This window comes from Acetomicrobium sp. S15 = DSM 107314 (assembly GCF_016125955.1).
Lineage (GTDB): Bacteria > Synergistota > Synergistia > Synergistales > Thermosynergistaceae > Thermosynergistes > Thermosynergistes pyruvativorans.
This window is the reverse complement of sequence record NZ_JADEVE010000415.1, coordinates 39,311-55,140: the sequence shown is the minus strand read 5'-3', so window position 1 is coordinate 55,140 and position 15,830 is coordinate 39,311. Positions and strand designations below refer to the sequence as shown.

The 15,830-nt window shown below is 51.8% G+C and carries 16 protein-coding genes and 1 pseudogene; 9 read left to right on the top strand and 8 right to left on the bottom strand.

What is annotated here, in order from left to right:
- Positions 1 to 4: 4 nt before the first annotated feature.
- Both EZM41_RS12290 and EZM41_RS12285 read left to right on the top strand, forming a co-directional pair.
- Positions 5 to 478: pseudogene (locus EZM41_RS12290) on the top strand (MjaI family restriction endonuclease); the annotation flags it as partial.
- A 103-nt stretch (positions 479 to 581) separates the two neighbouring features.
- Positions 582 to 2,090 carry an alpha,alpha-trehalose-phosphate synthase (UDP-forming) gene (locus EZM41_RS12285; RefSeq protein WP_198471411.1) on the top strand — a complete coding sequence of 503 codons (1,509 nt, stop codon included), beginning with the start codon at positions 582 to 584 and terminating at the stop codon, positions 2,088 to 2,090.
- A 14-nt stretch (positions 2,091 to 2,104) separates the two neighbouring features.
- On the opposite strand, the gene EZM41_RS12280 is transcribed toward EZM41_RS12285, so the two are convergent.
- The 6 genes from EZM41_RS12280 to EZM41_RS12255 form a co-directional block, all read right to left on the bottom strand.
- A complete protein-coding gene (locus tag EZM41_RS12280) occupies positions 2,105 to 2,335 on the bottom strand; it encodes a MoaD/ThiS family protein (RefSeq protein WP_198471409.1) in 231 nt (76 codons plus the stop codon).
- Positions 2,336 to 2,340: 5 nt separating this feature from the next.
- Positions 2,341 to 3,813 (bottom strand): sodium/pantothenate symporter, encoded by a 1,473-nt coding sequence (gene panF, locus EZM41_RS12275; protein ID WP_198471407.1) that lies wholly within the window; start codon positions 3,811 to 3,813, stop codon positions 2,341 to 2,343.
- 3 nt (positions 3,814 to 3,816) lie between these two features.
- Positions 3,817 to 4,122, bottom strand: coding sequence for a DUF997 family protein (locus EZM41_RS12270; protein ID WP_198471405.1), 306 nt, complete (start codon positions 4,120 to 4,122; stop codon positions 3,817 to 3,819).
- Between the two features lie 28 nt (positions 4,123 to 4,150).
- A complete protein-coding gene (locus EZM41_RS12265) occupies positions 4,151 to 5,074 on the bottom strand; it encodes a ketopantoate reductase family protein (protein WP_198471403.1) in 924 nt (307 codons plus the stop codon).
- A gap of 41 nt (positions 5,075 to 5,115) precedes the next feature.
- On the bottom strand, positions 5,116 to 5,949 hold the full coding sequence (gene panB / locus EZM41_RS12260) for a 3-methyl-2-oxobutanoate hydroxymethyltransferase (protein ID WP_198471401.1): 834 nt from the start codon (positions 5,947 to 5,949) through the stop codon (positions 5,116 to 5,118).
- Between the two features lie 129 nt (positions 5,950 to 6,078).
- Positions 6,079 to 7,077 carry a cyclase family protein gene (locus EZM41_RS12255; protein WP_198471399.1) on the bottom strand — a complete coding sequence of 333 codons (999 nt, stop codon included), beginning with the start codon at positions 7,075 to 7,077 and terminating at the stop codon, positions 6,079 to 6,081.
- Positions 7,078 to 7,319: 242 nt separating this feature from the next.
- Here EZM41_RS12255 and pdhA point away from each other — a divergent pair, with 242 nt between their 5' ends.
- The 7 genes from pdhA (at position 7,320) to EZM41_RS12220 (ending at position 13,310) form a co-directional block, all read left to right on the top strand.
- A complete protein-coding gene (gene pdhA / locus EZM41_RS12250; protein ID WP_198471398.1) occupies positions 7,320 to 8,282 on the top strand; it encodes a pyruvate dehydrogenase (acetyl-transferring) E1 component subunit alpha in 963 nt (320 codons plus the stop codon).
- Between the two features lie 14 nt (positions 8,283 to 8,296).
- Positions 8,297 to 9,274, top strand: a complete 978-nt coding sequence (locus tag EZM41_RS12245; RefSeq protein WP_198471397.1) for an alpha-ketoacid dehydrogenase subunit beta — start codon at positions 8,297 to 8,299, stop codon at positions 9,272 to 9,274.
- 64 nt (positions 9,275 to 9,338) lie between these two features.
- Entirely contained in the window at positions 9,339 to 9,827 is a 489-nt protein-coding gene (locus EZM41_RS12240; protein ID WP_198471396.1) for a VOC family protein, read from the top strand.
- A 28-nt stretch (positions 9,828 to 9,855) separates the two neighbouring features.
- Positions 9,856 to 10,674: an SDR family NAD(P)-dependent oxidoreductase gene (locus tag EZM41_RS12235; protein ID WP_198471391.1), complete on the top strand. Its 819-nt coding sequence runs from the start codon at positions 9,856 to 9,858 to the stop codon at positions 10,672 to 10,674.
- A 67-nt stretch (positions 10,675 to 10,741) separates the two neighbouring features.
- Complete coding sequence (locus EZM41_RS12230; protein WP_198471389.1) at positions 10,742 to 11,047, top strand: DUF6506 family protein; 306 nt, start codon at positions 10,742 to 10,744, stop codon at positions 11,045 to 11,047.
- Between the two features lie 18 nt (positions 11,048 to 11,065).
- Positions 11,066 to 12,082, top strand: a complete 1,017-nt coding sequence (locus EZM41_RS12225; RefSeq protein ID WP_198471383.1) for an NAD(+)/NADH kinase — start codon at positions 11,066 to 11,068, stop codon at positions 12,080 to 12,082.
- Positions 12,083 to 12,089: 7 nt separating this feature from the next.
- Complete coding sequence (locus tag EZM41_RS12220) at positions 12,090 to 13,310, top strand: dihydrolipoamide acetyltransferase family protein (protein WP_198471381.1); 1,221 nt, start codon at positions 12,090 to 12,092, stop codon at positions 13,308 to 13,310.
- Positions 13,311 to 13,561: 251 nt separating this feature from the next.
- Here EZM41_RS12220 and EZM41_RS12215 read toward each other — a convergent pair whose 3' ends face one another.
- Together EZM41_RS12215 and EZM41_RS12210 are read right to left on the bottom strand one after the other, a co-directional pair.
- Complete coding sequence (locus EZM41_RS12215; protein ID WP_198471379.1) at positions 13,562 to 14,329, bottom strand: SDR family NAD(P)-dependent oxidoreductase; 768 nt, start codon at positions 14,327 to 14,329, stop codon at positions 13,562 to 13,564.
- The gene (locus tag EZM41_RS12210; protein WP_198471377.1) at positions 14,326 to 15,828 is read right to left on the bottom strand and encodes a tripartite tricarboxylate transporter permease; all 1,503 of its coding nucleotides are present in this window, start codon (positions 15,826 to 15,828) and stop codon (positions 14,326 to 14,328) included. The genes EZM41_RS12215 and EZM41_RS12210 overlap by 4 nt, the downstream gene beginning before the upstream one ends.
- Between the last annotated feature and the right edge of the window lie 2 nt (positions 15,829 to 15,830).

The window sequence follows — 15,830 nt, the reverse complement described above, 5'->3', positions numbered from 1 at the left end:
GCAAGGAACACGCCCAAAGGTAGTTGGCCAAATGAGCGAACTTATCAATGAATTTGAAGGAAAGACGTTGTCTGAATGAGAAGAATGGTATTTAAAGAAAAAACCAGAAGCGATTAAAAACGCAACAGAAAAAATACTGCAAAAACTGGAAGAATTTAAAAATTCTTTGAATAAAATCGACCAAACGATGGTTGAACAATGGGTAAAGGATTTAGTGATTGTGAAAACTTTTGTAGGCCTACGATTTCAAGAAGCGATACTAAAGAAAGGTGCCGAGATAAAGAAAACCAGCTATCGACTATCCGAGGCTGATGAAGAAGCAAAAGGAATCGATGGCTACATCGGAGAAATCCCTGTATCTATAAAACCACATACTTATAGCGCTAAAGCATCCTTGCCAGAACACATAGACGTCAAGATTATTTATTATAGAAAAATCGATGGTGATATTGAAGTAGATTATGGAGGTCTATTATAATGCTAACTTAATTATTTAAATAGCAAGGAATAGATCATAATTTTGTTATTTAAAATTAATATAGGTTTATATAAACTATAGTGCATAAAGCGAGTTGATGCGTATGGCAAAAGAACCGCGCCTTGTAGTGGTTTCAAACAGGCTTCCTGTAGTCTTAGAAAAGGACGACAACTCTCAGAGGCTTAAACCCGGTTCCGGGGGGTTAGTGACAGCCTTAACGCCAATACTGAAGGATCGCGGCGGAATTTGGATAGGGTGGCTTGGCACCACGGAGACATTGAGCATACGTCAATTGCGCACTATACTGGGGCCAGCCTCCGAGGAGTGGGGTTTCCGTCTGTATCCTGTACTCCTTTCCGACGAAGAAGCGGACCAATTTTATTACGGCTTTGCGAACGAGGTGCTCTGGCCTCTCTTCCACGACTTGCAAACGAGGTGCCGTTTCGACCCCGCTTATTGGAGAAGCTATGTAGCGGTGAATGCGAAGTATGCCAGGGTGGTGGCAAGGCATACACAAGAGGATGATTTGGTATGGATTCATGACTACCACCTCATGGGGCTCTCTGCGGCTCTCAAGGAAACAGGGGTAAAGAGGCGGTACGCCTTTTTCCTCCACATACCATTTCCTCCCCCAGACCTTTTCCTAAAACTTCCCTGGCGCGAACAGTTACTGCGGATGCTATTGCAAAATGACCTCATAGCCTTCCAAACGTTGAGAGATCGCAGGAATTTCCTCGGATCTTTGAGAGCCTTGGACCGCAGGACGACTGTATCGGGCAGAGGTCCTGCTATCAAAGTCACGTCCATGGGGTATACGGCGAACGTGGCACATCTACCCATATCCATCGATTTCAAGGGTTTCTCCAGGCAGGCCAAGCAATCGGATGTAGCCGCACAGGCAAAACAGCTGAAAGAGATATATCACTGCGAGCATTTGATAATCGGAGTAGATAGGCTCGATTACACAAAGGGGATTCCGGAGAGGCTAAACGCCTTCCGCCTCGCCTTAAGGCGATACCCAGAACTTCGAGGAAGTATAACGTTGGTACAGATTGTGGTGCCCAGCCGCGAACGTGTGCCCGCTTACGGTGCCCTCAAGGGGGAGATAGACGCCCTCGTGGGGCAGATAAACGGAGAGTTCACCCAGGGTGGATGGGTACCTATAGTCTACCGCTATCAATCCATACCGAGGGATGAGCTGGTGGCGCACTACAGAGCTGCCGACGTAGCGCTTGTAACCCCACTGAAGGACGGCATGAACCTTGTGTGTAAGGAATATTGTGCTTGTCAAGTAGAAGATCCGGGGGTATTGATCTTGAGCGAATTTGCAGGCGCCGCTTCACAATTAGGAGGCGGCGCCCTGCTGGTAAACCCTTATGACATCGAAGGCGTAGCGGACGCCCTATATCGCGCCCTCACTATGCCCCTTTCTCAGAGGAGAAGGCGCATGAGGCTGTTACGGAGAAACATAACGCAGGAAGACATATTCTGGTGGGTCGACAACTTCCTCCGCACTGCGGCGGGCAAAGCGCTGGGCGACTTCCCAGAAAGCACTCTTCCTCCGCTCTTTCCCCGAGGGCGCCGCACAATGAGGCAACAAGAGGCCGACTGACCGCACGCTAAGCGCTAACCTCCACCTATAGCCGGCAGTAGTTCCACCGTCGCCTCATCTTTCAGGGGTTGATCGAGGCTTACCTTTATTCCATCGACAGTCGCCATGTAGAGCTCCGATTCGGGTATGCCCAGTTCTTGTAAGATCGTCCGCACGGTCAAAGAAGGAGCCTCTAAGGTTACCTCTTTGCGCCTCTCTTTATCGTACCAACACAGTTGCCCTTTCAGGCGCACTGTTACCCGCACACACATCACTCCCAGATTCTGCGTATAGCTTCTTGAGGCGGAGGAGGCGTCAAATTAGCCACGACGACGAAGGCAACAAGCGCGATGAGAAGAGACGGGACGATTACGTGCATCCCCCACAGCCGCCCCACATAATTGCTCAAAAGGAGAAAGGAGACTAACCCCACGACCATAGAAGCAAGGGCCCCAGGAGCGTTCGCTCTCTTCCAATAAAGGCCGAGAATGATAGGCCACAAAAAGACCGATTCGAGCCCTCCTAAGGCGAAGAGGTTTATCCATACAATGATGCTGGGCGGCTTAAAGGAGATCGCAAAGACGATGATCCCCATGATCGCTGTCGTGAGAAAGCTCAGGCGCTTTAGACCTCTCTCCCTTTTTGGGTTATCAATAGCCCCCGGGTTGACGTAGTTTAGGTAAATATCCTTCACTATGGCCGACGAGGCCAATATTAACTGCGAGTCGATGGTAGACATGATCGCCGCCAACGGACCGGCCAAGAATATACCGGCCAAAAAAGGAGGTAGCACCTTTATCGTAATGGTCGGAATGACAATATCTGCTCCTTTTATGTTGGGGTCTATAGCCCTCGAGAGAGCCCCGGATAAATGCATGCCAAGCATCAGAAATCCTACTACAAATGTGCCTATCACTATAGCCTGATGCATGGAGCGTGAATCCCTGTAGCCCATACAACGCACCGCTGTATAGGGAAGGCCAACCGTCGCAAAGCCCACGAGGATCCAAAATGACAGGACGAAAGGCTTGGCCACGGCATTATTCGGCCCAAAAGGGGTGAGGAGCGCCGGGTCTACAGCTTTGATTTGCTCCACTATGGAAGACATACCTCCTCCAAAATGGATTATACCCCAGAGTATCGCAGCCGTGCCTAAGGTCATGACAACACCTTGAACGGCATCCGTCAAGACCACGGCCCTAAATCCGCCCACTGTGGTGTATATGATCACCGTTACAGCGAAGACAATGAGACCTATCTCATAGGGAAATCCCGTAACAGCCTCAAAAACCCTGGCCCCACCGATGAACTGGGCCACCATCGCAGCGACGAGAAAAATGATCACTCCCACGGAAGCTATAATTACAACGGCCGGGCTTTCATAGCGGGCCCTGAGAAAATCGGTCACCGTCACGGCTTTTATCTTTCTAGCCACTATGGCAAACTTCTTCCCTAACACACCCAGCGTGAAATAAGCCACAGGGACTTGGACCATGGCCAAAAGCACCCATCCCAGGCCGACGTTATACGCCACCCCAGGACCTCCAACAAAACTGCTGGCGCTGGTGTAAGTGGCAACCAAGGTCATGGCCAAAACAAACCCCCCCATGGCCCTGTTGCCCAAAAAATACTCCTCTACAAATCCAACTTTCGACTTGGTCATCACTCTACTGCTATAAACGGCAAGGCCATAGACAACCGCCAGATATAGGATCATGGGTAACAATAACTCGAAGCGCGCCACAGTCTAAACCCCCTTTCCTGGTACCCTTTGAGAGGGCGCTTCTTCTGGATGCCCTTCCAGAGGGATATCTTTGAAGCACGTGGCGACCATTATCCACGCCGCAAAGGAAAATACCAAAAAACCCACCACGCAGCTCCAGAAAAACCAGGAAGGCAAACCCCATACATAGGTATACTCCTCCACGGGACGAGAACCCAGCCCGTAAGCAAAAGCGTACCACCAAATGAAGTTCGCCGCGGCCAGAGCTATCGTGTAAAGCGCCTCCTTTCTGGCCTGACCATAACGCGGATCTTCCCTAACCTGCGCCACTGTGATCTGCCTCCTTCCCTAATTCGCTCTATTTATAGTTCTGCTGAATCACGGATATCAGGTTCGTCACGACCTTATTGGCAGGCGTGGATACACCTACTTTCTCGCCTTCCTTCACTATGGCACCATTTATTACATCTATCTCCGTGCGACGCTTATTCATTACATCCTGGAGCATCGATGATTTATTCGCAGCCGTCAGGCGACATACCTCCTTTACATGAGAGACGGGGTTATCGTAGGTCAGGCTAATGCCTTTCTTCTTGGCTACTTCCACAGCCTCCTCGACAACCATTTCCAGCAACTCTTCCGTCTCCTTAAAATCAAGGAGCTGGCCGTTTAAAAGGCCGGTGAGTGCAGTCAGGGGATTTATTCCCACATTCACGATGAGCTTTCCCCATATAGCGCCTTGTATGTTGTCGGTCACCTTTGTCTCTATACCTGCTGAGTTTAATGCATCGGCTATGCGCTTTATTCTATCGGTAACGCGCCCGTCAAGCTCTCCAACGAGCGTCTCGCCGACGCCAGCGTGCCTGATTCTACCGGGGCCGAGCATGGTAGAGCCGTGAGATGTGACACCGGCCGTTACTCTTTCTTCGCCCACGACAGAGGCGATCTTTTCCACATTGCCCAGGCCGTTTTGAAGCGTTATGGCCGTAGTGCTTCTACCGAAGAGCGGCAGGGCGTTGCGCGTCGCTTCCTCCGTAAGGGCGGACTTCACGAAAATCAAGACGAGGTCTACAGTGCCAACCTCGCGAGGGTCCGTTGTCGCCTTGATATCCTTGATGAGGCGTTCTCGGCCACCGACCTCCTCTATAAGGAGGCCATTTTTGTTTATCGCTTCCACATGCTCTTTCCAAACGTCAATTAGCCAGACCTCATGGCCAGAAGCAGCAAGGCTCCCACCGAAGAGGCTTCCCATAGCTCCAGCTCCTACAACCGCTACCTTCAACGTGGCCACTCCCTTTCTCTGTAATGAATTACAAAACCTCACTAATACAAACGCTTCAATTCCTCTTCAGTTACGCCGCCGAAGACATGTTCAGGCCCAGGAAACTTTTCCTCCTTGACCTCCTGCTTGTACTCTTCCAGAGCTTTTACGATCTCCTCCCCTAAATTACGATAGCGCTTCACGAACTTTGGCAGGAACTTTTCGAAGAGCCCAAGCGTGTCGTGGAAGACGAGGACCTGGCCGTCACAATACCTACCACCCCCTATCCCTATCGTGGGGATCGAAAGCTTTTCTGTGATGAGCCGTCCTACCTCCTCGGGCACACACTCGAGCACTATGGAAAATATCCCGGCTTCCTGGAGGGTTAGGGCGCTTTTTAAGAGTTTTTCGGCCTCCTGTGCCCCTTTGCCCTGCACTTTGAAACCCCCGAGCTTTGATATGGTTTGAGGCGTTAGGCCAATGTGTCCCATTACGGGTATGCCGGCATTGACGATGGCCTTGGTAATTTCAGCCATCTCCACGCCCCCCTCGAGTTTTACTGCATCACAACCCCCTTCTTTCATGAGGCGGGTCGCATTTGCAATGGCCTGTTCCTTCGACTGGTTATACGAACCGAAGGGCAGATCTCCTATAACCATAGAGTTCTCCACCCCGCGCACAACTGCCTTTGTGTGGTGGATCATTTCCTCCATAGTGACAGGGACGGTCGAGTCGAGCCCCATCACAGTCATGGCGAGCGAATCACCCACCAGGATGATCTCGATCCCAGCCTTGTCCACAAATCGCGCCGTGGGATAATCGTATGCGGTAATCATTGAGATCTTTTCTTTCTCGGCCTTCATCTTCTGCAATTGCTGAATCGTTACCTTAGACATGTCGATTCCTCCCTCAACTTTTAATTTCTCATATTTTAACATCTGTCCAAAGTCAGTGGGTAGTAGGCGGTCTTTGCGCTACCAACCCACTACCCACTCTTTGCTGCACGTTAACGCGCTTCAGATCGATTACTTAATAGCCACCGGATTGCCTATCCCTTGCGTAGTGCCAGTGATCTTGGGGAACGTGAAGACGAACATAAATTCATATACGCCGTCTTCAGCGCAATCCTTGGCAAGCCCATCCAAAACGAGGTCCTGCCCCCAGGTAAAACCGCGCTTGGCTATGGTTTCACAGTGGACTGGCCAGGCTTCGTCGGGATCTTCCATCGGAACGACCTCTGTAGACCATTGATCAGTGCCGATAAAGGCTATGCGCTTCTCGTACATCCAAGGCACGACCTCTTTACCGATTCCTGGTTCACCAGATATAAACTTTTTCGGGTCCTCTTTGTACCAGTACATCCATCCTGTGTTTATGAGGAGCGCGTCTCCCGGTCTAAGCTCCAATTTGTGCTGTTTTAAAAAACCTTCTATGTCGGATACAGTGATCACTTCTCCAGCCTCAAGCCTCCTGCCCTTATAGGATTCCATGTCTACGAGGACTCCTCTCGTTATCACGGGCGGCATGGACTCTATGCCGTATTTTTTTACCAAGGCCTTATTGGTATCAAGTACATCCTCGAGCTTCGCGCCGTTATAAAAGCGTATGTCGCCTGGGGCATATTCCACGCCCACATGACTCGGCACGTCGATCTGAGTTCCTACGCCGGGACACCCTTCAAACTGCTCCTCAAGCCACACAAACTTGTTCTCTCCCAAAGGCTTGATAACCTTATGGGCCAATGCTTGAGTCTGCCAGAAGCGCGGGGGGAAGCCCGGGGATTCGGCGCTGTACTCTGTGCCCAGTTCTATAACCTTTCCCTTCTTGACCAGCATGGCAGCTTCTGCGATCTTTTGTGGGGTTATTTCGTTGAGCGTCCCCAAGGTGTCGTCAGGACCGTATCGCGAAGGCCACCACGGCTCCATCGCCGGGGCAGTTTTTTCCTCGGCTATGACAACAGGAGTTAAGAGAAAAAGCACCAACATCACAAACGCCACTACTAATCCGCACCGCTTGACATGCATCTTTCATCCCTCCAATTTTATTGTAAAGTTTTTCATTGTAAATTGCGAAAATGATATCGCGATCCTTGACGGCCTGTCAAGGTCGCGTTAGAATAATTTTGAAATTGCTGAGGAGTTGGCCATTGCGTCATTTATTCCCCATGGCATATCCAAAAACATAAAGCGAGCAGCCGAGGAGGTGATGCGAGGCACAAATCGCGCGATGTAACCTCCAAAAAACCGAAGCGAAAGGAGGCATTTAAATGGCCATCGAAAAAGAAAAGCTGTTGTGGATGTACAGGAACATGGTTACTATTCGCCTTTTCGAGGAGCGCGTAGCCGAATATTTCGCCGCAGGCAAGATTTACGGCTTCGTGCACCTCTATGTGGGCGAAGAGGCGACAGCAACCGGCGTCTGCGCGAACCTGCGCAAGGATGACTACATCACGAGCACACATAGAGGGCACGGCCACCTCATCTCCAAAGGCGGCGACCTGAAACTCATGATGGCTGAGCTTTTCGGCAGGAAGACGGGATACTGCAAAGGTAAGGGCGGTTCCATGCACATAGCTGACGTAGAGCTTGGGATCTTGGGAGCCAACGGCATCGTGGGAGGGGGGTTCCCAATCGCCACCGGGGCCGGCCTCACGGCCAAGTACAATGGCACGGATCAGGTGGCGGTGTGTTTCTTTGGCGACGGCGCTTCAAACCAGGGGACATTTCACGAAGCCTTGAACCTGGCCTCTATATGGAAGCTTCCCGTCATCTTCGTGAACGAAAACAACATGTACGGCATATCCATGTCCCAAAAAAAGTCGATGAACGTGCCGGATGTGGCAGCCAGGGCCGCAGCCTATAATGTGCCGGGCGTGGTGGTGGACGGAAACGACGTCTTGGCCGTGTATGAAGCTGCGGGCGAGGCGATAAAACGCGCACGCTCCGGCGAAGGACCGACGCTCTTGGAGTGCAAGACCTACCGCTATCGCGGTCACTTCGAGGGTGATCCCACCGTCTACCGGCCCAAAGAAGAGGTCGAGGAATGGAAGAAAAAAGACCCGATCCCTCGCTTCGAGAATGAACTTGCAAAGATGGGAATCCTCGCCCCGGATCAGGCACAAACCATAAAAGCCGAGATAGGTAAACTCATAGACGAGGCCGTGAAGTTCGCCGAGGAGAGCCCATGGCCTTCTCCGGAAGAAATCACGGAAGACGTCTACGCCGTATAAGGGGAGTGAGATAGATGCGCAAACTCACGATGCTCAAGGCGATAAATGAGGCCCTCCGTCAGGAGATGCGACGCGATCCCAGAGTTTACGTAACCGGTGAGGATGTGGGTGTATTCGGCGGCTGCTTCGGCGTCACCGCAGGCTTAATAGAGGAATTCGGCCCCGATCGCGTCCGCGATACGCCCATTACCGAAAGCGCCATCGTAGGGTCCTCTGTAGGTGCAGCAGCCACCGGCCTGCGCCCAGTAGCGGAACTCATGTTCATCGACTTCATCGGCGTTACCATGGACCAGATCTTTAACCAGGCTGCCAAAATGAGGTACATGTTCGGCGGCAAGGCGAAGGTTCCCATGGTCCTCAGGATGCCCTGCGGTGCCGGGGGGTCAGCGGCAGCTCAACACTCTCAGTGCTTAGAGGCTTGGCTCATGCACGTTCCCGGCCTCAAGGTGGTGGCCCCTTCGATGCCCTACGACGCCAAAGGACTTCTGATTAGCTCTATCAGGGATGACAATCCGGTGGTATTCATAGAGCACAAATTCCTATACGGAGCCGAAGGAGATGTGCCGGAAGAACCTTATACGATCCCCCTGGGCAAGGCAGATGTGAAGAAAGAAGGTAAAGACGTCACGATAATAGCCACCATGGCTATGGTGCACAGGGCATTAGAGGCCGCTGCCGACCTGGAAAAGGACGGGATCAGCGCGGAGGTTGTGGATCCGCGCACGCTGCAGCCCCTCGATAACGAGACGATCATAAACTCCATAAAGAAGACGCACAGGGCAGTCATCGTGCACGAAGCGGTGAAGTTCGCCGGTCCTGGAGCGGAGATAGCGGCCATGATAGCGGAAGAAGCGTTCGACTACCTAGACGCCCCCATAAAACGAGTTGCTGCACCGTTTACGCCTGTCCCGTTCAGTCCGCCCTTGGAAAAGGATTTCGTGCCAAGCAAAGAGAAGATCACTTCCGCCGTCAAGGCGCTCCTTCAAGAGTAAGAAATCAGGGGGGGGCGGCGCTTCCCGCCCCCCTTTTTTGCCAAGCGAACAGGGGGAGAGAAAGATGACTAAGGAAGGGCTCTTTAATGATGTGCTTCAGGTGGCCGTGGTAGTTAAAGACCTGGAGGTATCCATGAAGAAATATTGGAATGAGTGGGGTATAGGCCCCTGGTCCATCTACACCTTTGACCCTAACACAGTTAAAGACATGATCTTGCGCGGCAAACGTGAAGATTACATTATGCGGCTTGCGCTCGCACAGATCGGCAACGTCCAGTGGGAACTCATACAGCCATTGGACGAAAAGAGCATATATGCGGAATTCTTAAAAGTCCACGGCGAGGGACTCCACCACGTCGCTTTGGGGACAAGAAGCTACAGCGAAACGATGGAGCTGGCGAAAGAAAAGGGAATCAACCTAATCCAAGGTGGCACGTGGTTTGGTTTCACCTACACCTATCTCGATACGAGGGACGATTTAGCCACGATCGTGGAGATCTATAATCAACCAGAGGGGTGGCAATTCCCGACGCCTGAGGCTACGTATCCATAGGCAATATCGCAGGGAGGGGGGGTTACCTATGAAACTTGACGGCAAAGTAGCACTCGTAACAGGCGGAGGCAGGGGCATAGGTAGAGGTATTGCATTAATGTTGGCAAAAGAAGGAGCTGACGTAGCTATAGCCGACGCTGAAGTCTTAGACAGTCCCAAAAATCAGTATGGCACTAAGGAAATAAAAGGTTACTCTGCAGCTTTAAAAGTTGTTGAAGACTTAAAGGCTTTGGGGCGTAAAGCCATAGCCATAAACGCCGATGTCAGCAAAAGCGATCAAGTGCAAGCCATGATAAAGCGTACGGTGGAAGAACTGGGGTCTATCGATATATTGGTGAACAACGCCGGCGCTATCACTATATCTACTACGGAAGAGCTCGAGGAAGAGGCCTGGGATCTCGTGATGGACGTAAACGCTAAGGGAACTTTTCTCTGCTCTAAGGCCGCTATTCCTTACATGAAAAAGAAGAGATGGGGCAGGATTATAAACGTGGCCTCTATCGCCGGCAAAAGAGGCACTGCCACATTGCCTCACTATTGTGCTTCGAAACATGCCATCGTAGGGTTTACGAATGCGCTGGCTAAGGAGCTTGCGCAAACGGGCATCACTGTAAACGCCATCTGTCCAGGTATAGTGCGCACTCAGATGTGGGACCTTTTAGCCGAAGTGTGGAGAAGGCCAGGCGAAAGCTGGGAAGAATCCTTTAAGCGAAGTGTAGAGAGTATGATACCTCAAGGGGTAGAGCAAACACCGGAAGACATGGCAAAGCTCACATTATTTTTCATCTATTCGGACCACGTCACGGGACAGGCCATAAACGTAGATGGTGGCGCGGTCGAACATTGATATAAAGCGTATCATCTCGAGCTCATGATGTATAATTAAAAATATTCCACAAATGAGGAGAGGTAGCATGACATTAAAAGCAGCTTTCATGTTTGTAGCAGAAGGAGCGGATCCTAAGGTTCATCGCACCTCCATAAAAACACCTTCTCTGGAGTTAATAGCCATAGGAGTCCACAACTACGATGAGGCCGAAAGTGTGGCAAAGGAACTGATAAAAGAAGGCGTAGTGGCGATAGAGCTGTGCGGTGGCTTTGGCCACGAGGGAACCGCTCGCGTAGCTAAAGTGACGCACGGCAAAGCTGCCGTAGGCGTGGTGCGTTTCGATAGCCATCCTGGCCTTGGTGGCAAAAGCGGCGACGAAATCTTTTCTTAAAAGGGAGCTCAAACCAGCGTGTCTAAAGTAGGGATAATCGCCAATCCGGCCTCGGGCAAGGACATACGCAGGCTCGTGGCCTATGGTTCGGTGTTCGACAATCAAGAAAAGGTAAACATCGTGCGGAGAGCCCTTCTCGGGCTTGAAGCTGCGGGAGTAGAAGAGGTCTTATATATGCCGGACTACTACAACATAGTCCCAAGGGCCCTGGACAGCGTCCACTTGCGCATGGACGTCGAAGCGTTGGATATGCCCTGCGAAGGAAACCAGAACGATTCTACTTGTGCGGCGAGGCTTTTGGAGGAAAGAGGCGCAAAGTGCATTGTGGTATTAGGGGGCGATGGCACTAACCGCGCCGTGGCCAAGGGGAGCACCGCCGTTCCTTTTATGCCTATTTCCACGGGCACGAACAACGTCTTTCCTTTCATGGTGGAGAGCACAATAGCGGGCTTGGCTGCCGGCTTTTTGGCCACCGGAGCAGTCTCCGTCGTTGAAGCCACCTCAGCTACAAAGCGCTTCGATATACTCTTGGACGGACAAGTCACAGATTTGGCCCTGATCGACGTTGCGCTTTATGACGACATATTTGTAGGCGCAAAAGCCATATGGGACATGAGCAAGGTAAAGGAAATCACTTTGACCCAGGCCAAACCGAGCAATATAGGGCTTTCCTCCATAGGGGGCGTCCTTCTCGAGGGGGGGCTTTCGCAAAATCAGGGGGTTCATATACGCTTGGGCAGCCACATGGAAGAAGGCAAAATTGAAATAACAGCGCCGGTAGCTCCTGGGTTCGTGAGATCGGTATACGTAGACGCGTTCGATGTCATGGAAGTAGGAGACGTGGTCGAGTTTGAAGCGGCTCCAGCAGTATTGGCTCTCGACGGGGAAAGGGAGGTAGAGATCCTGCCGAACCAAACAGCTGCGGTGCAGTTGAGCGATCAAGGACCTCGCGTGGTGAATATAGAAAAGACGATGAAACTGGCGGTCCAGCGCGGCTATTTCAAGGCAAATAACATTAAGCGTAAGGAGGGATGATCAATCGATGGCTACAGTCGTTACAATGCCCAAATTGGGCCTGACTATGACGGAAGGCTCCGTATCCAAATGGCATAAGAAGGAAGGTGAAAGGGTAGAAAAGGGAGAGATCATCGCCGAGGTATCCACAGATAAAATCAATTACGAGCTGGAGGCTCCAGAAAGCGGGATCTTGCGAAAGATATTGATAGAACCGGACGCTAAGGTGCCCGTTACTGCGCCTATAGCGATAATAGCTGAAGTCGATGAGGATATTTCAAGCCTAATGCCGAAAGGAACGGCTGAGGCTGCACCCGCCACTCGGGTTGAAGCCAAAGCACCACCCGCACCCGTTGCCGCACAAACTCCAGCTACGCAGGTGATAAAAGCTTCCCCGGCAGCCAAAAAACTCGCCAAAGACCACGGCATCGATCTATCGCTCGTTACGGGCACAGGCCCCGGCGGTAGAATTGTAGAAAAAGACGTGGAAGATTATATAGAAAGACAAAAGATAGAGGCTGCAAAGCCCGTTGCAGGCCCTAAGGAAACTCTACCTGCAGCCCCTGCCAAGAGGATTCCCCTCGTGGGGATGAGGAAGGTAATAGCCCAGAGGATGAGCGAAAGCTGGCACACATCTCCCATGGTCACACTGAACAGCGAAGCGGACGCCTCCGGCCTGAAGTCGCTGCGAGAGGAACTGAAAGATGAATTCAAAAAGAGGGGGGCAAGCCTTTCCTACAACCACATTCTCCTGAAGATATGCGCTCAAGCCCTTGTCGAATTTCCCATGCTCAACACCCGCCTTGAAGGCGATGAAGTCATCCTTCAGGACGAGGTGAACATCGGGTTGGCCATAGCCCTGGAAGACGGCCTCATAGTACCCGCAGTTAAAAACGTAGATAAGAAAGGACTCTTCCGAGTAGCAGTGGAAACGGAAGAGCTGATCGAAAGGGCGAGAGGACAGAGGCTCACACCGGACGACATATCCGGCGGCACGTTTACGATAACTAACCTCGGCATGTTCGACGTAAGGGACTTCACGCCCATCATAAACCCCCCTCAGTGCGCCATTCTCGGCGTAGGCGCGATGACAGATCGCCCTGTAGCGATCGATGGTGAGGTGGTTATAAGACCTATCATGGTGCTCTCTCTGACCTTTGACCACCGAATCGTCGACGGCGCACAGGGAGCGCAATTCCTAAAAAGGATCAAAGAACTGGTGCAAAACCCGCTACTTCTACTCTCTTAGCTTTGCCTCAAAGCAACACAATACAACCCCCTGCGGCAAGTATTACCGCAGGGGGGTTGTGAGAAAGGGCACTTTAAGCAAAGATATAAAACAGCATCATTGCCGTGAAAGTGACCACTCCCTGGATCAACAACTGAAGTTTCTCCGGCTCATTTACAGGTGGGCGGCTCGCCAATGTTTCCAAAAGCTCCGCCCGATCTCCACTTTCTTCGCTCGTTAAGCCTGATATAGTTAGTCAGCCATATAAGTTGTTAATTTATGAGCCAGCCACCGTCTACGAAGATGATCTGTCCTGTTATGTAGTCCGACGCGGAAGACGCTAAAAACACCGCAGCGCCTGCCAAATCTTCCGGCACACCGAAGCGTCCCAAGGGAAGCCGCGATAGCATCCTTTGAACGTTGGCTTCGTCTTGAAACACTCTCTCGGTCATCTTAGTTTTAAACCAGCCCGGGCCTATGGCGTTCACGTTTATATTATACGGTGCCAGGTCTTTGGCCATTCCGCGCGTCAAACCTAAGACGCCGCTTTTCGCCGTGCCGTAAAGCGCAATATTGGGCCCGGCGAATTCGACGCACGTGAGGGAACCTATGTTTATGATCTTACCTCCGCCCTGCTCTTTCATGACCTTAGCCGCCCGTTGTGAGGCGAAAAACACCGCCTTGAGCTGGACAGCCATCAGCGATTCGTAATCCTCTTCGGTGAAATCAAGGAAGTGTTTCCTTATGTTGAACCCAGCCGCGTTCACCAATATGTCCAAGCGGCCGAAGTGATTTACGACCTCGTCGATCAGACGATAAACTTCCAGCAGCTTTGAGACGTCTGCTTGTACGGCAAGGGTCCTTCTACCCAGGGCAGCCATTTCCTCAGCGGCCTTCTTGCCCTCATCAACCGTGCGCGACGCTACCGCAACGTCTGCTCCTGCCTCGGCAAGCCCTTGAGCTATACCCCTTCCCAAGCCTCTGGCTCCACCCGTAACGAGCGCCACTTTCCCGTCGAGCTTAAACTTATCGATTATCATGCCGACACCCCTCTTCTAAATATTTTTGCCATAAGTTTTTTATTCTGGCTCAACATCAACAACACGATCAAAATAACCAACCCAAGGCTTATGGGCCTCGTGAAAAAGGGAGTCAGGCTGCCATCGGCTATGCTCAACGCCCGCCTGAAGTTCTCATCCGCCATGGGCCCTAAAATTATCCCAAGCGTCATTGGCGCCGCCGGGAATTTGCCTATGCGCAGCGCATAACCGAGCAAGCCGAAGCCGAGCATAAGATAAACGTCGAAGATGCGCATGTTTACGGCGTAACCTCCTATAACGCAGAGCACCACCACTAAGGGCATAAAAATCTCCTTCTTTATCTCCAACACGCGCACGGTAAACCGTGTAAGCGTAAGCCCTAAGATGAGCATCATCACATTTGCCACTATAAGCTGACCGATGAGCTCATAGGTAAAGGTGGGGAATTCGAAAAAGATCATGGGACCAGGGCGAATGCCGTGAAGCCATATCCCGCCCAAAAGCACCGCAGCCGCGCCGCTTCCCGGTATACCAAGGGCCAGCATCGGTATTATAGCTCCCCCTATGCAGGCGTTGTTGGCCGTTTCTGCCGCCACAAGTCCTTCATAGCAGCCGGTGCCATACTTCTCTTTTTCCGGACTGGTGCGCTTACACACGTCGTAAGACACCCAGGCAGCCACATCCTCACCCACTCCCGGGATTAGGCCTATCCCTATCCCTACTAAGGCCGCTTTAAAGGTTGTCTTCCAATGACTCAACACTTCTCCTATCTTTGGCACTATGCGGTTTAGCTGACTTTCTACCCTTCGTGGTTTGATGTCTTTCAAAACCGCAAGGACCTCGGCTATGCCAAAAAGCCCTATGAGGGCCGGTATCAGCGATATGCCCGCGGCAAGCTGCACGTTGCCGTAAGAAAAGCGCGGAAAGGCATGGATCCCCTCGAGTCCCACCATGGAAAGTAACAGTCCGATGAAGCCGGAGATCCATCCCTTTATGGGCAGATCCTCAGCAGTGAGGTTTCCGGAAATCACTATACCAAAGACGGCCAACAAGAAATATTCCCAAGAACCGAATTTCAGCGCCACCTGGGCCAAAAGGGGCGTGGCAACAGCCACGGCCAAGACGCCCAAGACCCCCCCTATAAAAGAGGCAGTCGTGGCAAGCCCTATGGCAGGACCGGCTTCCCCTTTCCTGGCTAAAGGGTAACCGTCCAGAGTCGTAGCGGCAGCCGACGGGGTGCCGGGGATATTTACAAGTATTGCCGACTGGCTTCCTCCGTAGATCGCTCCGCAATACACGGATATCAAGATGGGAATAGCCACCCGAGGATCAACACCGTAGGTGAGGCCGCTCAAAAGGGCTATGGTCATCGTGGCCGTAAGCCCCGGCAGAGCCCCCACAACTATGCCCAGAAAGGTGGCCCAAGCCATGGTGAACAGCATGAAAGGTTGGGTGAACAGCCTCGTTATCTCCTGGAATACGATCGATAAACCGTCCATAT